Consider the following 19,332-nt stretch of genomic DNA (forward strand, 5'->3'; position numbering starts at 1 on the left):
CAAGTTCAAGTTCATAGGCAATAACGTGCAAATTCGCTGGAGGGTCGCTGTTTGGCGGCCCTCTTTTTTGCACTTGCGCGGTGGGATGGTAATATCGTTACGTTTGAACTGTTTCGATATGAAACCGAGGAGATTCCCTCTATGAGTGCTGACTACCCGTCAATGACTACGGCTGAGATTCGCTCTAAGTTCCTCAACTTCTTTGAGGAGCGCGGTCTTAAGCTCTATCCTTCTTCGTCCCTCGTCCCCGACGATCCTTCGCTGCTGCTTGCCAACGCCGGCATGAACCAGTTTAAGGAGTATTACCAGGGCAAGAAGACCATGAAGGAGATCGGCGCGATCTCCTGCCAGAAGTGCGTCCGCACCAACGACATCGACTGCATCGGCGAGGATGGCCGTCACCTGTCCTTCTTTGAGATGCTCGGCGACTTCTCCTTTGGCGGCGTCTCCAAGCAGCAGGCCTGCGCTTGGGCCTTTGAGCTCATCACCAAGGAGTTCAAGCTGCCGCTCGACCGCCTGTACTTCACCGTCTTTACCGAGGACGACGAGACCCATGACGTGTGGCGCTCTCTGGGCGTTGCCGAGGATCACATCTCGCGTCTGGGCGAGGACGACAACTTCTGGGCCGCCGGCCCCACCGGCCCCTGCGGTCCGTGCTCCGAGATCTACTTTGACATGGGCGAGGAGGTCGGCTGCGGCAGCCCCGACTGCAAGCCCGGCTGCGACTGCGACCGCTTCCTGGAGTTCTGGAACCTCGTCTTTACCCAGTACGACCGCCAGGAGGACGGCTCCATGCCGGAGCTGCCGCACCGCAACCTCGATACGGGCATGGGCCTGGAGCGCATGGCCGCTATCATGCAACACAAGACCGCCAACTACGACGGCGATCTGATGCAGCACCTCATCAAGCTGGGCGAGGAGATCAGCGGCAAGACCTATGACGCCGACGATTACTCCGGTGCCAGCCGCTCGCTGCGTATCATCGCCGACCACTCCCGTGCCGTCGACTTTATGATCTCTGACGGCATCCTCCCCGGTAACGAGGGCCGCGAGTACGTCCTTCGCCGCCTGCTCCGCCGCGCCGTGTTCCACGGTCGCCTGCTGGGTATCGAGGGCGCCTTCCTGACCAAGTTCATCGACGAGGTCAACGCTCAGATGGGCGAGGCCTATCCCGAGCTGCTCAAGAACGTCGCGCTCGTCAAGGGCATCGTTGCCTCCGAGGAGGAGCGCTTCTCCACGACGCTCGACAACGGCCGCGTTTACCTGGACGAGGCCCTGGCCGCGCTCGCCGACGGCGCTGTCCTTCCGGGCGATGTTGCCTTTAAGCTGCATGACACCTTTGGTTTCCCCATCGACCTGACCGTCGAGATCGCCGGTACCGCTGGCCACGACGTCGACATGGACGGCTTTACCGCCTGCATGGAGGACCAGAAGGCCCGCGCCCGCGCCAATGCCAAGGGCGACGCCTGGGGCAGCTTCAACGACGTGTGGGTCGAGCTTTCCGACAAAGTTGCCGCGACCGAGTTCGACGGCTATGACAACGACGTCATCGAGGGTGCCAAGGTTGTCGCCATCGTGCGCAACGGAGAGTCCGTTGAGTCCGCCGCTGCGGGCGAAGATATCGAGGTCGTGCTCGACCGCACCCCGTTCTATGCCGAGATGGGCGGCCAGCAGGGCGACGCCGGTGAGCTTTCTGCCGAGGGCGTTGCGCTGACGGTTTCCGATACCAAGAACCACAACGGCCTGTATGCCCACGTCGCCCACGTTGCCGAGGGCACGCTGACCGTCGGCGCCACCGTGACCGCCGCGCTCGACGCCGAGCGCCGTGGCTTCCTGCGCCGCAACCACACCGCCACGCACCTGCTCGACGCCGCGCTTAAGCAGGTCCTGGGCGAGCATGTTTCCCAGGCCGGTTCGCTGGTGACGCCCGAGCACCTGCGCTTTGACTTCACGCACTTTGAGGCCCTGTCCTCCGAGCAGCTCAAGGCTGTCGAGGACCTGGTCAACCAGCAGATCTTCGCTTCCAAGCCGGTCGTTACCCGCGTCATGGGCATCGATGAGGCTAAGGCCGCCGGTGCTGTCGCCCTCTTTGGCGAGAAGTACGGCGACGTTGTCCGCGTCGTTTCCGTGGGCGCCGAGGACCAGCCGTTCTCCCGTGAGCTTTGCGGTGGCACCCATGCCGCCAACACTGCCGAGATCGGCCTGTTCAAGATCATTTCCGAGTCCTCCACGGGCTCCAACGTCCGCCGTATCGAGGCCGTGACCTCCAAGGGCGCTCTCGATTACATGGCCGACCGCCTGGCACTCGTTGACGCCGCTGCCGCTGCGCTCAAGTGCCGCGTCGACGAGGTTCCCGCCCGCGTTGAGAACCTGCAGGCCGAGCTGCGCGAGACGTCCAATAAGCTCAAGAAGGCTCTGACCGGTGGCTCCTCCGACGCTATCTCCAATGCTATCGAGGGCGCTGTCGAGCTCGATGGCTACAAGCTTGTTGTCGCCGAGCTCCAGGGCCTTGAGGCTGCTGACCTGCGCAACGTCTGGGATACCGTGCACCAGAAGGTTTCCGGCCCTGTCGCCTGCGTCGTCGCCAGCGTGACCGAGAAGGGCACCCCGGCCCTGCTTGCCGCCGGCTCCGATGACGCCGTCAAGGCCGGTTTCCACGCCGGCAACGTGATCAAGCAGATCGCGGGCCTGGTCGACGGTCGCGGTGGCGGCCGTCCCAACATGGCCCAGGCCGGTGGCAAGAACGCCGCCGGTATCGCCGATGCCCTCGCGGCCGCTAAGACCGCGCTCGGCGCCTAAGAACCGAAGTAGTCGTTGTGGTCGCGCTCGCACTGGACATAGGGGAGACCAGGATTGGCATTGCCGTCTCGAGCCGTGATGGCAAGATGGCGATGCCCGTCAAGGTACTCCCGGCCGCCGAGGTCACCGGTATGGCCAAGACGTTCCGTTACCTGGTCGAGGACTATGAGCCCGACATCCTGGTAAGCGGACGTCCCTTGACCATGGCCGGTGAGCCTGGCCCTCAAGCCGAGCGCGTTGCCGCCGTGGCACAAAAGATCGCCGACGAGCTCGATCTTCCGTTGGAGTTTGAGGACGAGCGTCTGTCCTCACAAGAGGCAAAGCGTATCCTGCGCGAGCAGGGCCTCAACGAAAAGCAGATGAGGGGCAAGATTGACATGATTGCCGCCAGCCTGTTTTTGCAGACGTGGCTCGATCGTAAAAACGAGGAGGTTTCGCATGCCTAGCGCTTCCGATCCGCGCCAGCCGAATCGTACACGTCAGCCCGAGTCGCGCCCTGCCCAGCCTGGCCAGCGTCCGGCACGGCCGACGCAGCGCGCAGCTCAGCCTGGCGCGCGCCCGGTGCAGTCCTTCGCTCGTTCGGCCCAACCTGCTCAACGGACGGGTCAGCAGCCTTCTGCTCGTTCGGTTCAGCATCCGGCTTCTCGCGCGGCTCAGCAGCCCACTGCTCGTACGGCCCAGCCTGCAGGCGGTACCCGCTTTAAGCAGCAGGCACCTGTCCGGCGAACGCAGGCTACCCAATCGCATTCGCATCATGCTCGCGGTTTGCATGGCGTTGCTCCGGCGACCCGCTCGAGCTACGACACGCGTGCTCGACGCGGTGCTCAAAAGAAGAGTTCTCCGGCTCCCATGATCATCGGCGTTGTGGTGGCGGTGCTCGCGCTTGCTGCGATCGCTTTCTTTGTCGTGCCGGCCGTCAAGGGCTTCTTTGCCGGTGAGGATACGAAGGTTACGGCTGGTCAGCAGGTTACGGTGACCATTCCCGACGGTGCTTCGGGCGACACCATCGCCTCGATCCTCTCCGAGAACCATATCGTCGAAAATCCCAAGGATTACTATGCGGCGGTCAAAAAGCTCAATGCCGATATGTCGCTCAAGCCTGGTACCTATTCGTTCACCACATTCATGGATGCGACCAAGGTTGTTCAGCAGCTCATGGAAGGCCCCAATGCGGGCTCCAATGCGCTTACTATTCCCGAGGGTCTAACGGTCGATCAAGTCGCCGACCGTGTGGCCCAGGCCTACGACAGCATCTCTAAGGAAGACTTCCTCAACCAGGCCAAGGCCTCCAACTACGTGGACGACTATAGCTTCCTTAAGGGCGCCGCCAACGATTCGCTCGAGGGTTTTCTGTTCCCCAAGACCTATTCGCTGGGCAAGGACCCGAGCGCCGATGACGTTATCCGTGCCATGCTCGATCAGTTCAACACCGAGTACAAGTCTCTCGATTTTGCCGGTTGCGAGGCCAAGATCAAAGAGCGTTACGGCGTGGAGATGTCCGATTACGACATCATCAATCTCGCTTCCATCGTTGAGCGCGAGGGTCTCAACGCCGAGCAGCGCGCACATGTCGCCTCGGTCTTCTACAACCGCCTTGCCGGCAAGCTCGATGGTCTGCGTTATCTCAACAGCGATGCGACTATGATGTATGTCACCGGTGGCGAGGTTTCCGCCGACGACCTGCAGAGCGATAGTCCGTACAACACCTATAAGCACGAGGGTCTGCCACCCACGCCCATCTGCTCCCCGTCGCTCGAGGCACTCAAGGCCACGCTTGAGCCGACCGACTCCGATGACCTGTATTTCTACATTACGCAGGACGAGGAGTACTTCTCGCAAACCTACGAAGAGCACCAACAGTCTTGGAATTAAACATGAGGATTTTCAGCCCCAAACGATATGTTGCATCCGTCGACCGCATCGACCTTGATACCCTGTGGGCCGACGGCAAACGCGCCATTCTGCTCGATCGCGATAACACCCTGGTGCCGCGCGACACCGAGCAGGTTCCCTCCGCGGTTTCCGCTTGGCTCGACGCCGCCCGCGCCAAAGGCTTTAAGCTGTGCATGGTGTCTAACAACTGGCATCGCGACCAGGTCATGAGCTCGGCACGCGAGTTGGGACTCGAGGCCATTAGCCACGCCATGAAGCCGGCTCCGTTTGCCCTCAAGGCGGGTCTTAAGCGCCTCGGCGCCACGGCCGACGAGGCGGTGCTGATCGGTGATCAGCTCTACACGGACGTGTGGAGCGGCAATTTCGCCGGCGTCGATACCATCCTGGTAAAGCCGCAGGCCACTCAGGACCTGTGGTATACGCAGATCTTCCGTATCTTTGAGCGCCGGGCCCTGCGCGACCTTCCCTGCGAGGAATAGGTCTCGCTATGTCCCAGCACACCAAACACGGCTGCGACCATATCTTCTTTATCGGCTTTTTGGGCGCGGGCAAATCGACGCTTGCGCGCAACGTGGGCACTATGTTCAAACGTCGCTTTATCGATACCGACCGCCTTGTCGTGCGTCGTTGCGGTAAATCGGTGACCGAGATTTTTGAGACCGAGGGCGAGGAGCGTTTTCGTGAGCTCGAGACCTCGGCGCTCCGTTCGCTCCAAAGCGAGCGCAGCCTGCTGGTTTCCTGCGGCGGAGGTATCGTCGAGACTCCGGTGAATATTGAGCTTATGCACCAGATGGGTATCTGTGTGTATCTCGAAGGCGACTTTGAGGATTCGATTCGCCAGATTCGTCGGTCCGACACGCGTCCCGATTTCCGTTCGCCCGAGCATGCCGCGCGCCTGTTTGAGCATCGCCGTCCGCTATATCGCCAGGCCGCCGATATTACTCTTGATATTCGCAACAAGTCCTTCGAGGACGTTTCCTACCTTTGTGCCGAGATGCTTTTGGAGCGTGGGCTGCTATGATTCGCCGTCAACTGATCAATTTCCAAAACCGCAGTGTCGATGTCCGCGTCGGATTGGGCGCGTTCGAGGAGCTGTCGCGCATGTTTGCCTCGGCTGTGGGCAAGCCTAAGCGCGCGTTGGTGGTTTGGAACGACGCCACGTCAGAGCGTTTTGGCGAGGTCGTCGAGCATGCGCTGGTTGATGCCGGTTTTGTCGTGTCGCAGCTCCCACTCGAGATTTCGCCTGCTGGTGCCACGCTGGCCGATGCCGATGCCATCTTTGGCGCCCTATCTGGCAACGGCATTACCTGCGACGATCTGGTTGTCGCCGTTGGTGATGCCGCAACCTGCTCGGTTGTTAGCTGGTGTGCTAATCAGTGGTGCGGTCGCACCGAGTGCGCCTTGCTGCCGACAACGTTCGACGCCATGCTCACGGTCGCGACGACCATGAAGCCGCTCGTCGCCTCTTCGTCGAATGCGCTTCCCGCTATCGCGTTTCGTCCCGAATCGGGCTTGGTCGTGTGTGACCTCGACCTTGTTCGCGAGGCGGACCCCGAGGATCTCAAGCTCGGCTATGTGGTGCTTGTTGGCACCATGCTTTCGAGCAGCAAGTCCCGCTGGAATCAGTTTACCGAGACTGTTCCCGAGATTCTTTCCGGCGAGGAGGTCGCGCTCGTCAATGCTGTGCAGTGGTCCCAGACCGCGCGCAAAGATGTGCTCATGGCCACGAACCCCAGTGCTCGCCATGCACTCGATTTTGGTAAGACAGGGGAGCGCACCCTTCGCGCCTGCCTGGGCGAGGCCGCGGCTAACGTTCCCGCATATCAGCTCCTTTCCGAGGGTATGCGCTTTGAGGCGCGCTTAGCACATGATGCCTGCGACTTCGATATCGACAATGTGTTTGATCTCGACGATTGCCTGGAGGACTTTGGCATCGAAGAGCTTGCCTTCGACTTGGAGCCCACCGCGTTTATCGAGGAGTTCCGCAAGCAGCAGTTTGCTCGCTCAAACCGCAGCATGCTGCCGCTGCCCGCGGCGCTCGGCGCCATTCGCCTGACAAATGTCGAGGACGAGATTCTCGAACGCCATGCGCAGGCGTATCTGGCTTCTCGCAAGGAACTTTTTTAACTTTATTGACATCCATCGTCTTTCGTATCATTTTGAGGGACGGGTTTTCAATCGGTTGTGAATCGCTTGTGGTTCGGCTATTCGTTTGAAGCCCGTCCTGCTCTTTTTGAGGACAATAAGAAAGGAATCTGAATGTCTGAGTTTGCTGCCGGTCCTGCCGGTCGTATCGAGCGTGTCCGTGCCCTGATGGTCGAGCGCGGCTACGATGCTATCGTCGTGCGCGATGAGGCCAACCTCCGTTGGCTCACGGGTGTGAAGGGCGTCTTCGATTACACCTTCGAGTTTCCGCACGCCGCATTTATTACGGCCGATCAGTGCCTGTTCCATACCGACTCGCGCTATCTCAACAGCTTTGAGGAGAACACGCCTGCCGGCAGCCCCTGGGTCTACGACATGGACGAGGGCACCATCCCCGGTTGGGTTGCCGACAAGATCGCGGCCAACAAGTGTCGTGTCTGCGCCGTCGAGGATGACATGCAGATTAACTTTTACCAGGGTATTCAGCGTGGTCTTGAGGATCGCTCCGTCGCCTGCATGCTGCCGCTGATGCATGACGACATTCGTAAGATGCGCGCCATCAAGGATGCCGAGGAGATCGAGCTCATGCGACACGCGCAGTCGATCACCGATGCCGCCTTCCAGCACATGCTCGGCTTTATTAAGCCCGGTATGACCGAGAAGCAGGTTCGCAACGAGCTCGAGAACTTTATGTTCGCCAACGGTGCCGACAGCTTGGCCTTTGGCTCCATCGTCGCGAGCGGTCCCAACACCGCCAACCCGCATGCCGTCCCGAGCGACCGTGTCATCGAGAAGGGCGATTTCGTCCTCATGGATTATGGCGCGGGCTACTGCGACTATCGCTCCGATATGACGCGTACCGTCGTGATGGGCGAGCCCACGCAGGAACAGCTCGACCTGTACGAGCTCGTGCGCCGCACCCACGAGGAGTGCGTCGCCGCTATCCATCCGGGCGTCGAGGGTAACGATATCTTCAAGCTTTCCAAGAAGATCATCGGCGATGCCGGTTATGGCGATTACTACAACCATGGCCTGGGCCATGGTGTCGGTATCGACATCCACGAGCTGCCCAACTTCAACCGCAGCAAGAACATCATCGAGGTCGGCTCGGTTGTCACCATGGAGCCCGGCGTCTACCTGCCCGGCGTGGGCGGCGTGCGCTTGGAGGATTACGGTGTTGTCACCGAGAACGGCTATGAGCCCTTCACCAAGACCCCGCACGACCTGCACGTCATCGACTGCTAAGCCATTCAGTTTGATTTTGGAAGCGGGGCGTCCGAAATGATTCGGGCGCCCCGCGTTCTCTTTTTATGCGCTCGCCGCAGGCGCCGCCTGCAAGTGTATAATTTCGCTCGTATGTAATTTGGACGCTTGTGCGTTCTACCCATAACAAGAAAGGTCGCTATGCCTACCATTTCTACCGCCGACTTCAAGAACGGCCTCGGTCTCCGCATTAAGGACAAGGTCTACACCATCGTCGAGTTCCAGCACGTCAAGCCGGGCAAGGGCGGTGCTTTTGTGCGCTACAAGACCCGCGATATCAAGAGCGGTCGTGTCGTCGAGAACACCTGCAACGCCGGTACCAAGTTCGAGAGCGTCATGCTCACCACCCGTGAGTTCCAGTACCTCTACAACGACGGCGCCGACTACATCTTCATGGACAACGAGTCCTACGAGCAGGTTCCCGTTCCCGAGGACATGGTGGGCGAGAACTCCAAGTGGCTGCGCGAGAACGACACCTGCCAGTTGCTCTTCGCCGACGACGAGCTCATGGGCGTGACCCCGCCGATGTTCATCGAGACCACCATCGTCCAGACCGACCCGGGCTTTAAGGGCGACACCGTTCAGGGTTCCACCAAGCCGGCCACCATCGACACCGGTGCTGTCATCCAGGTCCCGATGTACCTCAACGAGGGCGAGGTCATCAAGGTTGACACCCGCGACGGCAAGTTCGTCTCCCGCGTCTAGCAACCAACTCTTCTAGGAGGACTCATGCCCCAGGAAATCAAGATTGACGGCATCGGTATTTCGCCCGATGTTCTGACCGCTATCGTCTCGCGCGCCGTCACGGATGTCGAGGGCATCGCCTCCGTGGGCGTCAAGGACCTTGCCACCAACCTTGTCTCCATGATGCTTTCGTCCAAGGCCCCGGCTTCCGAGCCGCCGGTAGAGGCCGAGGTCATCGGCGACAAGCTCGCACTCACCGTGCGCATCGTGGTGTTCTTTGGCTATCCGTTCAAGAAACTCGCCGAGGCCGTTCGCTCCGCCGTGGTCGCAGCTATCGATGCCCAGGTAGGCGTCGAGGTCGAGCGCGTTGACGTTTGCATCGACGGCCTCGTTTTCCCCAAGGAGTAACCTTTGAGCCTTAAGGTTTATCGCGGGCGTACGCTTGCCCGCAGTCAGGCGCTGCAGCTGCTGTTCCAGGCCGAGGCGACGGACAGCCCGCTCGAGCGCGTCCTCGAGGGCGATTTCCTGATCTCGAAGGGTCCCCTCGACCCCTACGCTCTGGAGCTGTGCCGCGGTGCCTACGAGTATATCGACCGCATCGACTGCGCCCTGCGCTCCATCGCCAAGAACTGGGATCTTATGCGCATGCCCGGCGCCGATCGCAATCTGCTGCGTATCGCCGTCTATGAGATGCGCTTCCTCACCGACGAGGAGGTCTCGGACGCCATCGTGATCAACGAGGCTGTAGAGCTTGCCAAGGCCTATGGCACCGACCAGTCCGCGTCGTTTGTCAATGGCGTGCTGGGCAAGATCGCGCGTAGCGAGGAGCTACCGGGCGAGGACCTGTATCAGGAGCTGCTGGCCGAGGACCGCGCCCGCGAGGAGGCCCAGGCCGCCGAGGCTGCCGCTAAGGTTGCCGCCGCTCAGGCTGCGGCCGGCGTTCTCGACGAGGGTGCCGAGGTCGCCGAGGTCGAGACCGGTACCGTCGAGGAGTAGCCATGCCAGAGGGTTCCGTCCGCAACTTCGACGAGATCTCGGACCGCTTGGACCAGATCATCGCTACCGTTCGCTCCAAGGATACGTCCTTGGAGCGTTCGCTCGATTTGTTTGACGAGGCGATCGAACTTGGCTCCCGTGCGGTCGATATGGTCGACAAGTTTGAGTTGACGCCTCGTGAGGCCGATAAGCTCGAGCAGGAATACGATGAGGATGCGGCAAACGAATCCCAGGATAACCAGGCCGCGTCTCCGGATACGAATGGTTGATGGCATTCATGAAACGCGTGCGTCTCGATGACGAACTGATTTCACAGGGCATCTGCGCCGACCGCGCGGATGCCCTTCGCACTCTTATGGCCGGCTTGGTCTCGAGTGGCGGCGAGCGTTTGACCTCGCCGGGCCTTAAGGTGGCGCCCGGTCTGCCCCTGCACGTGAAGGGCCGTATTCCCTACGTGGGGCGCGGCGGGCTCAAGCTCGAGGGCGCGCTCGATGCGTTTGGGATCGATCCCATGGGCCTTGCTTGCCTCGATGTGGGCTGCTCCACGGGCGGCTTTACCGATTGCCTGCTCAAGCGTGGCGCCGCAACGGTTGTTTCGGTCGATGTGGGTCGCGCTCAGTTTGATTGGTCGCTGCGCCAAGACGAGCGGGTGAGGCTTCATGAGCGCACCAACGTGACACAACTGCCCGAGCTTGGCTACGGCGGCGCTATCGACTTGGCTGTCTGCGATGTGTCGTTTACGAGTATCGCGAATATCATCGACGCCGTGTTGGCGTGCCTGAAGCCTTCGGGTTCGTTTTGCACGCTCGTAAAGCCGCAGTTTGAGGCGCCGGCTGCGCTGGTGGGCGAGGGCGGTATCGTGACCGACCCCTCCGTCCGCCGCGATACGCTTGTGGCGGCGATTGAGCTCTTTACCGCCAAGGGTCTGTTTCCGCTCGACGTGTGCGTGTCGCCCATCCATGGCGCCAAGGGCAACGTCGAGTTTTTCCTGTACGGCACGAGGTTTGCCTCTGGCGAGCGTGCCGATGATGAGCTGCAATCACAGGTAACGGCTTTGAGCGAGAAAGCTGCAACGCTATGAAGGTCTTTCTGGTTCCCAATTACTACAAGCAAGAGGCGGTCGAGAGCGGCCTGATGCTCGAGCTTTGGCTTTCGCGCCAGGGCTACGAGGTCGCATGGGCTGCCGATCAGCGTTCCAAGATCCAGCGTGCGCCCGATGTTGACGATGCCGACCTGGTCATTACGCTCGGCGGCGACGGCACGCTGTTGCGTGCCGCCCGCATTCTCAACTACCGCGAGATCCCCATTCTGGGCCTTTCCTATGGTCATTTGGGTTTTTTGACGGCTGCGAGCCCCGAGGATCGCGATATTTTGCAGGTCGTGAGCGATGCCCTTTCCGGTGAGCTCCATGTGAGTCGCCGCGCCACCCTCGCCGCGGATATCGTTTCGGTGCGCGAAGATGGCACGAAGGATGTCGTGCGCACGTTTGCCCTTAACGATATGGCGCTTACGCGCGGGCCCCTGTCCGATATGGTTGAGTTCGACATCACGGTGTCCGGCCATCATATCGACCGCCTGCGCGGTGACGGCGTCGTCGTTTCGACAGCGACCGGTTCCACCGGCTACGCGCTTTCCGCCGGCGGCCCCATCGTCAGTCCCGATTACACGGGCATGGTTTGCGTGCCCATCGCCCCACATACCATTCAGGCTCGCGCCTTTTTGACCTCGCCAAGCGATGTCGTCGAGATTTTTATGTCCGATGACCGCCCGAGCGTGCCTGCGATCGCCATCGATGGACAGTTTATTACCTGCGATGGCACGGTCGAGAGCGTGGCCGTGCGTCGCGGTCCCGGCGATGTTCTGCTGCTGGATTACGGCCCCGAGAGCTTCTATAACTCGGTGAGCCGCGTGTTCTACGGAGTTCGTCATGATCGATGAGCTGCAGGTTTCCAACATTGCCCTCATTCGCGAGGCGACGTTGGTTCCGAGCGCGGGCTTAACGGTTCTGACCGGCGAGACCGGCGCCGGTAAGACTGCGTTGCTCTCGGCGCTTAAGCTCATTCTGGGCGAGCGCGCGGATTCGTCGACGGTGCGCGAGGGCGAGACGCTTGCCAACGTCGAGGCGCGCCTGTTTGACGGCCCGCACGACACGGAGGGCTTCACCGTTCAGCGCAGCCTTTCTGCCGAGGGCCGTAGCCGCGTAAAAATTGACGGCCGCATCGCCAGCGTGCGTGAGCTTTCGGAGCGCGTCGGCGTGATGATGGATCTTTGCGGCCAGCACGAGCACCAGCGCCTGCTCGACCCTGCGCATCATGTTGCCATGGTCGATGCATGGGCGGGGCGCCCGGCGCTCGAGGCGCTCGATCGCTATCGTGCTTGCCTTAGGGCATCTCGCGCGGCTGCCAAAGAGGTCCGTCGCGTCGAAGAGGCCTCACGCGCGCAGGGGAGTCGTGTCGAGGAAGCGCGCTTCGCTCTGGAGCGCATCGCCGAGGTCGACCCCAAGCCGGGTGAGTATGAGGAGCTCGAGGAGCTGCTGCCACGCTCCGAGCATGCCGAGGTGCTGGTGGCAACGGCCAACGATGCCCATGCGTCGCTTGCTGCCGAAGGGGGAGCACTCGATTCCGTGAACAGCGCCGTCGCGGAGCTTTCGCGCATGGCTACTGTCGATCGCAAGCTGGGTGATATCGCCGATGCGCTTTCGGATGCCTGTATCTCGCTCGAGGATTGTGCCAACGAGCTGCGTGCCTATCGAGATGGGGTCGCCTTCGACCCGCGCGAGCTGGCTCGTATGCGCGAGCGGTATTCCGATCTTAAGGGACTTTTGCGTCAGTGGGGTCCCACCATGGACGACGTGTTTGCTATGCGCGATAGCTCGCGAGAGCTGTTGTCGCTGGTAGACGATGGTGATGAGCAGATCAAGAAGGCGCGCGAAGCGCTTGGCGCGGCGGAGCGCGAACTGTTCGCCGCCGCCAAGGCACTTAAGCGCGCACGCAATACGGCAGCCCCGCGCTTTTGCCACGAGGTTGCCCGTCAGATGGCGCGCCTGGAGATGGGCGGCGCCGAGCTCGTTTGGGACTCGCGCGATCTTCCGCGCGCCGAGTGGACGCCGGCGGGCCCTTCGAGCTACGAGCTTTTGTATCGTAGCGGTGCCGGATTGACGCCGCGCCCCCTGCGCCGCATTGCGTCTGGCGGCGAGCTGAGCCGTGTCATGTTGGCGAGCAAGGTTGTTTTGGGTAACGCGGACGGCGTGGATACGTTGGTGTTCGACGAGGTCGATGCCGGTGTTGGTGGTTCTACTGCACGCGCCCTTGCGAGCGTTCTGGCAGATCTTGCCACAACGCATCAGGTGATTGTCGTAACGCACCTGGCGCAGGTCGCCGTCATGGCCGACAAACATTACGTGGTGAGCAAAGAGCCCGGCGACGTTCCCCAAACCCATCTGGATGAGGTGACCGGGGACGCCCGTACCGCAGAGATCGCCCGCATGCTGAGTGGCGATCAATCGGAGGCAAGCTTGGCGCACGCTAAGCAGATGCTCGAGGAAGCGCGTGCTTAGGCCGAGCCGTTACATGTATGTTCGACCCGGCCGCCACGAAACCGGCCCATCTACTACGTTTAATAGGCTATAGGCAACCACGCCTTGAATTGCAAAAAGAAAACCGCAGGTAGAACGCCTGCGGTTTTTCTATTTTCGGTATGTGGTTGGGCCATACTGATAAAACGTAGTAGATGGGCCGGTTTCGTGGCGAGTGGCGTTTGTCGGCTCGCCAAAATTTCTATTCCACGACCTTATCCGGCTGGATAAGCTCCTCGTAGTAGCTAATGTGCTCTCGGGCGTCCTCGATTTCGGGCAGCAGGAAGTTGTAGATAACCTCGATGATCATCGTGGCGCTGATCTTGGAGAACGCAAAGTCGCCCGTGGTGAGCAGCGCCTCGTGGTTCACGGTATTAAAGGTGTAGTCGGCTAGGCGAGCAAGCGGAGACTTGCTGTCGCTGCTGATGACGACTACGGTGGCACCACAGCCTCGAGCCGCTTTTGCCATGCGATTCAGTCGACGCGACTTGCCAGAGTTCGAGATCAGCACGATAACGTCGCCGGGGCGCAACGTGAGCGCAAAGCCGATTGATGTCTCGCTGATGGTGCTTGACATACAGCGAAGGCCCAGTTGCGAAAACTTAAACGTCGCGTCGAGCGCAACGGCGTTGGTATTACCTACGGCTGCAAACTCGATAGCCCCTGCGTTCTTAAACGCGTGTACGACGGCTGCCAGCGTATCGTGATCAATGCCATCGATGGTCGCATTGAGTTCACTGACCTTTGCGGCGAGGATGTTTTTGAGGCTCTGCTCCATATTATCAAGCGAGACCTCGTCTGTGAGGCCTTCATTGCGCTGGCTCTCCAGATCGCGCGCCAGCGAAAACTGAAAGCTGCGAAAGCTTCCAAAGCCTAGCTTGCGGCAGAAGCGCGAGACGGTGGCCTCGGAGGTTGCGGCGGCGCGCGAGAGTTGCGCGGCTGTTAGGAGCGGTGCCTCGGACTGGTGCTCTAGGATATAGTCGACAATGCGCTGCTCGGACTCGCTGTATCCCTTGTGCGTGCTAATAAGGGAGAGTGCGCTCTTGCTGCTATCGGACATGGATGACTCCTGGTTGGCATTAAAAGCTGTCTTGTTGTGTGCCGCTCTAGTATACGGGGATTTCAATTACAAGATACACCTTGCTGTTTCAAAAGTTGATGGTAAACTTTCATCGACCGTTTACGGTTGTGAAAGAACCTTTCACCGGAGAAATAGGCTTGATTGCTTCTCATATAAGCGGTGGCTTGGTATCTTTCAGGAGTGGAAAAACGCGCACCGTAGCGCGTGTAGGGGAGCGCCCGCGGGCGCAGTACTCAAGAAGGAGGGACACATGGCTAAGTTTGACATCATCGCCGCCACCGGTTGCCCGACCGGCATCGCGCACACCTTCATGGCGAAGGAGGCGCTGGAGAAGGCAGCTGCCGAGCGCGGTCTGACCATTAAGGTCGAGACTCATGGCCAGGTCGGTGTCGAGAACGAACTCACGAAGGGTGAGATCGCCGGTGCTAAGGCCGTCGTCGTCGCAGCCGATAAGGATGTCCAGGCGGAGCGTTTCGCCGGTAAGCCCATGGTTTCCGTCGGTGTTTCCAAGGCCCTGTCCGTCGAGGCTGCCGGTAAGCTGATCGACCGCGCTCTCGCCGCCAAGGGCGACGACACGGTTGCGGCTGCTGCCGATGTCGAGGATGAGGTCGAGGAGAAGGAGTCCATCGGTCACATCATCTATAAGCACCTCATGAACGGCGTCAGCCACATGCTGGTCTTCGTCGTTGCCGGTGGTGTTCTGACCGCCGTTTCGTTCCTGTGGGGCATCACGTCCTTCGATTCGACGGCTGCCGACTACAACAGCTTTGCCGCTATGCTCAAGATCATCGGCGGCATCGCCATGAACCTTATGGTTCCCGTGCTTTCCGCCTATATCGCCGAGTCCATCGGCAAGCGCCCGGCGCTCGTTCCCGGCTTTGTCGCCGGTATGATCGCCATCCAGGGCCTGCCCGTTAATGCCGAGACCGGCATGATCGATGCCGGCGGTGCCGGCGTGGGCTTCGGCTTCCTGGGCGGCATCGTCGGCGGCTTCCTCTCTGGCTATGTCATCCTGCTGCTCGAGAAGGTTTTTGCCAAGCTGCCCAAGAACCTGGACGGCCTCAAGGCTATCTTCCTGTACCCGCTGTTCTCGACCGCCATCGTCGGCCTGGTCATGCTCGGCATCTCCGGCCCCATGGCTGCCATTAACACCGCCATGATGGACTTCCTCAAGGGTCTGTCTGCCTCTGGCGCTGTTGTCCTGGGTCTTGCCATTGGCTGCATGTGCGCCTTTGATATGGGCGGCCCGGTCAACAAGGCTGCTTACGTCACCGGTACCGCTATGCTCACCGAGGCCCTGGCTGCCGGTGTCGGCACCGACACCTATAACTTCGGCACCAACTTCATGGCTGCCGTCTCCGCCGCCTGCATCGTTCCGCCGCTGATCACCACCTTTGCCGTTATCGTCGGCAAGAAGTACTTCAGCCAGGAGGATCATGACGCCGGTATCGTCAACCTCATCCTTGGTTGCACCCACATCACCGAGGGCGCCATTCCGTTCATGACCAAGAACATCTGGCCCGTCATGCCCATCATGATGCTCGGTTCCTCCATCGCCTCGATTCTGACCATTATGTTCAACGTCCACGATCCGGCGCCTCACGGTGGTTTCCTGGTCCTGCCCGTTGTCGAGAACGGTCCGCTGTGGGTCCTCGCGATCCTCATCGGCGCCGTGGTCGGTGGCATCCTGTTCGTTGCTTTCAAGAAGTATGACTTCGAGAAGAAACAGAAGGCCGCTCCCGCCGCTGCTGCTAAGCCGGTCGAGGCTCCCAAGGCCGCTGCCGTCGAGGCCCCCAAGGCTGAGGCTTCCGACTTTGTGAAGGTCGAGAACGTTTTTGTCGCCGAGGATTTTGCTTCTCGTGACGAGGCCCTGAGCTTTGTCTCCAACCAGGCTGTCAAGGCCGGTATCGCTGACGACGCCGACGCCGTAATGAACGCCTTCCTGGCCCGCGAGGCCGAGGGCACCACGGGCATGATGGAGGGCTTCGCTATTCCGCATGCCAAGTCTGATGCCATTACCGAGGCCGCCGTCATCGTCGTCAAGGACGACTCTGGCGTGACCGGTTGGGACACCATGGACGGCGCTCCCGTCAACGTGGCTATTGCCCTGCTCATCCCCGGTGCCCAGGCCGGCACCACGCACCTCAAGATCCTGTCCAAGGTCGCCGAGGCGCTCATGGACGAGGGCTTCCGTGCCACCGTTAAGGGTTCTACCGACGCTGCCGAGATCGCTAAGACGATCAATGCCCGTCTGGTCTAATCCCGCAGCTTGCGAATAACATCGCCCCCTGTATATAAGGCGGAGACTCCATCAGGGGTCCCCGCCTTTTTTCAAGTAACCCGGTACTGAGGGACATTTCCTTCCTGCCGACAGTTCGGGATACTCCTCAGTTCACAAGAGGGCATAGATAGCCCCATCAACCAGATCAACCAGGCGAACAAATTATCAGCCATAATTTCGTTCGCACGATATTGCTCTGGAGCGACCGAGTATCCGCAGCTCGCCTGCCGGGCGGGGCGGTTAAGTTTGTCGCGAGTTCCGCACGCAAAGGAAAGCACTTAATGTGCTTTCCGTCTTGCGCAGGACTGTAGAGCAGCAAACTTAACCGCCCCGCCCGGCAGGCGAGCATGCAGGAACGACATCTGTCCAACAATTCGTGCGAAACATAATGAAAAACCGTTTGATGTGAGTTAATATAATCAACGTCGTGAATATGGCTCCTGTCGCATTGTTGATAGGGGTTAAACACAAAAAAGGAGTCAATTATGGTTTCTGAGAAGGCTACCCTCGTTAATCCTCAGGGTCTTCACATGCGTCCGGCTGGCCTCTTCGCCTCCACCATGGGCAAGTATGCCTGCGACGTGACGGTCGTCACCCCCGAGAAGGAGGTCAACGGCAAGTCCCCGATGGCCCTCATGGCTGCCGGCATCCCCTGCGGTACCGAGGTCGAGGTCAAGTGCGACGGCGCTGACGAGGCCGAGGCTCTGGCTGCTGCCATCGAGCTCATCAAGAGCGGTCTTGGCGAGTAGAACTCAAACGGGTCGCATGTTGAACAACTAAGTTCATATTTGGGGGCGCAGTGACCTGTTTAAAGGGAACTGCGCTCTTTTGTCATGGATATGGCAAAACGCTTTATCACATGACACGGAGAGAGGAATGGGAATGTATCAGGGAGTCAACGCTTCCGAGGGCATCGGTATCGGCACCGTCATGGTTGCCGTCGAACCCGACTTGACGTTTGAGCCGCACGAGGTTGCTGATTCGGCAGCAGAGAAGGAGCGCTATCAGACCGCCCTTTCGGTCTTCTGCGAGAAGACCCAGGCTCAGGCCGACCACATGAAGGAGACGGTGGGCGAGGCCGAGGCCGAGATCATGAGCGGACACATCGTCCTGGCTCAGGACCCGGGCATGACCGACGCCATCAACGCCGCCATTGACGGCGGCACCTGCGCCGAGCAGGCGCTCATGGACACCTCGACCATGTTTGAGAACATGTTCCTGTCCATGGACGATGAGATGTTCCGCCTGCGCGCGGCAGATATCGCCGACATCCGCACCGGTATTCTGGCCGAGCTTTTGGGCAAGGAGGTCGTCGATCTCTCCGTCCTGCCCGAAAACACTGTTGTTGTCGTGCACGACCTTACGCCGTCCATGACCGCCACGATCGATAAGGCTCACGTTGCCGGTATCGTCACCGAGACCGGTGGCCGCACGTCGCACTCCGCGATCATCGCCCGCGCCCTCGAGATTCCGGCTGTCCTTTCGGTTGCTAACAGCTGCACCGCGCTGCGCAACGGCATGACCGTTGTCGTCGACGGTGGCAAGGGTATCGTCGAGGCCGATCCCGACGAGGAGACGCTCGCCGCCTATACCGCCAAGGCCGAGGCTTTCGCTGCCGAGAAGGCAGCCCTCGAGGCTTTCCGTGGCAAGCCGTCCGTGACTGCCGATGGCATCAAGAAGATCATTGCCTGCAACATCGGTAACCCCGATGACGTGCCCAACGCGCTCGATCACGACGCCGAGGCCATTGGCCTGTTCCGCTCCGAGTTCCTGTTCATGGACTCTGCCGAGCTTCCTTCCGAGGAGGAGCAGTTCAACGCCTATCGCAAGGTTGCCAGCGCGCTCAATGGCGCTCCGGTCATCATCCGTACGCTCGACGTGGGTGGCGACAAAGAGATCCCGTACCTGCACATGGTCAAGGAAGAGAACCCCTTCATGGGCTTCCGTGCCGTGCGTTACTGCCTGGCCAACCCCGACCAGTACAAGGTACAGCTCCGCGCTCTGCTGCGCGCCAGCGCCTTTGGTGATGTCAAGATCATGATCCCGCTCGTCACTTGCGTCGAGGAGGTCTTGGCCGTTAAGGAGCTCGTCGAGGAGTGCAAGTCCGAGCTGACCGAAGAGGGCCGCAAGTTCAACGAGAACATCGAGGTCGGCATTATGGTCGAGACGCCTGCCGCATCGCTGATCGCTGACCGCCTGGCCGAGGTCGCCGACTTCTTCTCGATCGGCACCAACGACCTGATCGGCTACACCATGTGTGCCGACCGTGGTAACGACACCATTTCTAACCTGTACCAGGTGTACTATCCCGCCGTGCTTCGCTCGCTCAAGAACATCATCGAGAGCGGCGTCAAGGCTGGCATCATGGTCGGTATGTGCGGCGAGGCCGCTGCCGATCCGCTGCTTGAGCCGCTGCTGATCAGCTGGGGCCTCGAGGAGTTCTCGATGAGCGCTCCGTCTATCCTTCGCGCCCGCAAGACCATCAGCCAGTGGACCAAGGCCGAGTGCGACGATCTCGCCGAGAAGGCGCTCGCCTGCAACACTGCCGAAGAGGTCAAGGCGCTGCTTGAGGCTGCCGCTCGCTAATTTGGTATCAGAGGTAACCGCGTGGTTGGA

At 60.4% G+C, this 19,332-nt stretch carries 18 protein-coding genes; 17 read left to right on the forward strand and 1 reads right to left on the reverse strand.

The window, feature by feature from the left end:
- Positions 1–141 precede the first annotated feature (141 nt).
- The 14 genes from alaS (at position 142) to ACQRC0_RS04760 (ending at position 13,336) form a co-directional block, all read left to right on the forward strand.
- Positions 142–2,799 carry an alanine--tRNA ligase gene (alaS, locus tag ACQRC0_RS04695; RefSeq protein WP_427728159.1) on the forward strand — a complete coding sequence of 886 codons (2,658 nt, stop codon included), beginning with the start codon at positions 142–144 and terminating at the stop codon, positions 2,797–2,799.
- Between the two features lie 17 nt (positions 2,800–2,816).
- On the forward strand, positions 2,817–3,245 hold the full coding sequence (gene ruvX / locus ACQRC0_RS04700; RefSeq protein WP_035138185.1) for a Holliday junction resolvase RuvX: 429 nt from the start codon (positions 2,817–2,819) through the stop codon (positions 3,243–3,245).
- Positions 3,238–4,671, forward strand: a complete 1,434-nt coding sequence (gene mltG / locus ACQRC0_RS04705) for an endolytic transglycosylase MltG (protein WP_427728160.1) — start codon at positions 3,238–3,240, stop codon at positions 4,669–4,671. Before ruvX ends, mltG begins: the two co-directional genes overlap by 8 nt.
- 2 nt (positions 4,672–4,673) lie before the next feature.
- On the forward strand, positions 4,674–5,171 hold the full coding sequence (locus ACQRC0_RS04710; protein ID WP_427728162.1) for a YqeG family HAD IIIA-type phosphatase: 498 nt from the start codon (positions 4,674–4,676) through the stop codon (positions 5,169–5,171).
- Between the two features lie 8 nt (positions 5,172–5,179).
- Complete coding sequence (locus ACQRC0_RS04715) at positions 5,180–5,713, forward strand: shikimate kinase (protein ID WP_154515515.1); 534 nt, start codon at positions 5,180–5,182, stop codon at positions 5,711–5,713.
- Positions 5,710–6,819, forward strand: coding sequence for a hypothetical protein (locus tag ACQRC0_RS04720; RefSeq protein WP_427728164.1), 1,110 nt, complete (start codon positions 5,710–5,712; stop codon positions 6,817–6,819). The genes ACQRC0_RS04715 and ACQRC0_RS04720 overlap by 4 nt, the downstream gene beginning before the upstream one ends.
- 132 nt (positions 6,820–6,951) lie before the next feature.
- Complete coding sequence (locus ACQRC0_RS04725; protein ID WP_427717316.1) at positions 6,952–8,082, forward strand: M24 family metallopeptidase; 1,131 nt, start codon at positions 6,952–6,954, stop codon at positions 8,080–8,082.
- Between the two features lie 159 nt (positions 8,083–8,241).
- Positions 8,242–8,805 carry an elongation factor P gene (gene efp / locus ACQRC0_RS04730; RefSeq protein WP_154515524.1) on the forward strand — a complete coding sequence of 188 codons (564 nt, stop codon included), beginning with the start codon at positions 8,242–8,244 and terminating at the stop codon, positions 8,803–8,805.
- Between the two features lie 24 nt (positions 8,806–8,829).
- On the forward strand, positions 8,830–9,192 hold the full coding sequence (locus tag ACQRC0_RS04735; protein WP_427728165.1) for an Asp23/Gls24 family envelope stress response protein: 363 nt from the start codon (positions 8,830–8,832) through the stop codon (positions 9,190–9,192).
- 3 nt (positions 9,193–9,195) lie between these two features.
- Positions 9,196–9,780 (forward strand): transcription antitermination factor NusB, encoded by a 585-nt coding sequence (gene nusB / locus ACQRC0_RS04740; RefSeq protein WP_427717322.1) that lies wholly within the window; start codon positions 9,196–9,198, stop codon positions 9,778–9,780.
- Positions 9,781–9,782: 2 nt separating this feature from the next.
- On the forward strand, positions 9,783–10,049 hold the full coding sequence (locus ACQRC0_RS04745) for an exodeoxyribonuclease VII small subunit (RefSeq protein WP_427728167.1): 267 nt from the start codon (positions 9,783–9,785) through the stop codon (positions 10,047–10,049).
- 8 nt (positions 10,050–10,057) lie between these two features.
- Complete coding sequence (locus tag ACQRC0_RS04750) at positions 10,058–10,861, forward strand: TlyA family RNA methyltransferase (RefSeq protein WP_427728195.1); 804 nt, start codon at positions 10,058–10,060, stop codon at positions 10,859–10,861.
- Entirely contained in the window at positions 10,858–11,718 is an 861-nt protein-coding gene (locus ACQRC0_RS04755) for an NAD(+)/NADH kinase (RefSeq protein ID WP_427728169.1), read from the forward strand. Before ACQRC0_RS04750 ends, ACQRC0_RS04755 begins: the two co-directional genes overlap by 4 nt.
- Complete coding sequence (locus tag ACQRC0_RS04760; protein WP_427728171.1) at positions 11,708–13,336, forward strand: DNA repair protein RecN; 1,629 nt, start codon at positions 11,708–11,710, stop codon at positions 13,334–13,336. The genes ACQRC0_RS04755 and ACQRC0_RS04760 overlap by 11 nt, the downstream gene beginning before the upstream one ends.
- Positions 13,337–13,556: 220 nt before the next feature.
- Here ACQRC0_RS04760 and ACQRC0_RS04765 read toward each other — a convergent pair whose 3' ends face one another.
- Positions 13,557–14,414, reverse strand: coding sequence for a MurR/RpiR family transcriptional regulator (locus ACQRC0_RS04765; RefSeq protein ID WP_154515542.1), 858 nt, complete (start codon positions 14,412–14,414; stop codon positions 13,557–13,559).
- A 271-nt stretch (positions 14,415–14,685) separates the two neighbouring features.
- Here ACQRC0_RS04765 and ACQRC0_RS04770 point away from each other — a divergent pair, with 271 nt between their 5' ends.
- The 3 genes from ACQRC0_RS04770 to ptsP all read left to right on the forward strand — a co-directional run bounded on the left by ACQRC0_RS04770 (position 14,686) and on the right by ptsP (position 19,302).
- Positions 14,686–16,695 carry a fructose-specific PTS transporter subunit EIIC gene (locus ACQRC0_RS04770; RefSeq protein WP_427728173.1) on the forward strand — a complete coding sequence of 670 codons (2,010 nt, stop codon included), beginning with the start codon at positions 14,686–14,688 and terminating at the stop codon, positions 16,693–16,695.
- A 506-nt stretch (positions 16,696–17,201) separates the two neighbouring features.
- On the forward strand, positions 17,202–17,465 hold the full coding sequence (locus ACQRC0_RS04775; RefSeq protein ID WP_022094575.1) for an HPr family phosphocarrier protein: 264 nt from the start codon (positions 17,202–17,204) through the stop codon (positions 17,463–17,465).
- Between the two features lie 133 nt (positions 17,466–17,598).
- Complete coding sequence (gene ptsP, locus ACQRC0_RS04780; protein WP_427728175.1) at positions 17,599–19,302, forward strand: phosphoenolpyruvate--protein phosphotransferase; 1,704 nt, start codon at positions 17,599–17,601, stop codon at positions 19,300–19,302.
- The last annotated feature ends 30 nt before the right edge of the window (positions 19,303–19,332 follow it).

This window comes from Collinsella sp. SGI.033 (assembly GCF_050315135.1).
Classification (GTDB): Bacteria; Actinomycetota; Coriobacteriia; order Coriobacteriales; family Coriobacteriaceae; genus Collinsella.

Coding starts and splice junctions, on each gene's coding strand:
- alaS (WP_427728159.1), top strand. CDS start 142: ATGAGTGCTGACTACCCGTCAATGACTACGGCTGAGATTCGCTCTAAG.
- mltG (WP_427728160.1), top strand. CDS start 3,238: ATGCCTAGCGCTTCCGATCCGCGCCAGCCGAATCGTACACGTCAGCCC.
- ACQRC0_RS04710 (WP_427728162.1), top strand. CDS start 4,674: ATGAGGATTTTCAGCCCCAAACGATATGTTGCATCCGTCGACCGCATC.
- ACQRC0_RS04715 (WP_154515515.1), top strand. CDS start 5,180: ATGTCCCAGCACACCAAACACGGCTGCGACCATATCTTCTTTATCGGC.
- ACQRC0_RS04720 (WP_427728164.1), top strand. CDS start 5,710: ATGATTCGCCGTCAACTGATCAATTTCCAAAACCGCAGTGTCGATGTC.
- ACQRC0_RS04725 (WP_427717316.1), top strand. CDS start 6,952: ATGTCTGAGTTTGCTGCCGGTCCTGCCGGTCGTATCGAGCGTGTCCGT.
- efp (WP_154515524.1), top strand. CDS start 8,242: ATGCCTACCATTTCTACCGCCGACTTCAAGAACGGCCTCGGTCTCCGC.
- ACQRC0_RS04735 (WP_427728165.1), top strand. CDS start 8,830: ATGCCCCAGGAAATCAAGATTGACGGCATCGGTATTTCGCCCGATGTT.
- ACQRC0_RS04745 (WP_427728167.1), top strand. CDS start 9,783: ATGCCAGAGGGTTCCGTCCGCAACTTCGACGAGATCTCGGACCGCTTG.
- ACQRC0_RS04750 (WP_427728195.1), top strand. CDS start 10,058: ATGAAACGCGTGCGTCTCGATGACGAACTGATTTCACAGGGCATCTGC.
- ACQRC0_RS04755 (WP_427728169.1), top strand. CDS start 10,858: ATGAAGGTCTTTCTGGTTCCCAATTACTACAAGCAAGAGGCGGTCGAG.
- ACQRC0_RS04760 (WP_427728171.1), top strand. CDS start 11,708: ATGATCGATGAGCTGCAGGTTTCCAACATTGCCCTCATTCGCGAGGCG.
- ACQRC0_RS04765 (WP_154515542.1), bottom strand. CDS start 14,414: ATGTCCGATAGCAGCAAGAGCGCACTCTCCCTTATTAGCACGCACAAG.
- ACQRC0_RS04770 (WP_427728173.1), top strand. CDS start 14,686: ATGGCTAAGTTTGACATCATCGCCGCCACCGGTTGCCCGACCGGCATC.
- ACQRC0_RS04775 (WP_022094575.1), top strand. CDS start 17,202: ATGGTTTCTGAGAAGGCTACCCTCGTTAATCCTCAGGGTCTTCACATG.
- ptsP (WP_427728175.1), top strand. CDS start 17,599: ATGTATCAGGGAGTCAACGCTTCCGAGGGCATCGGTATCGGCACCGTC.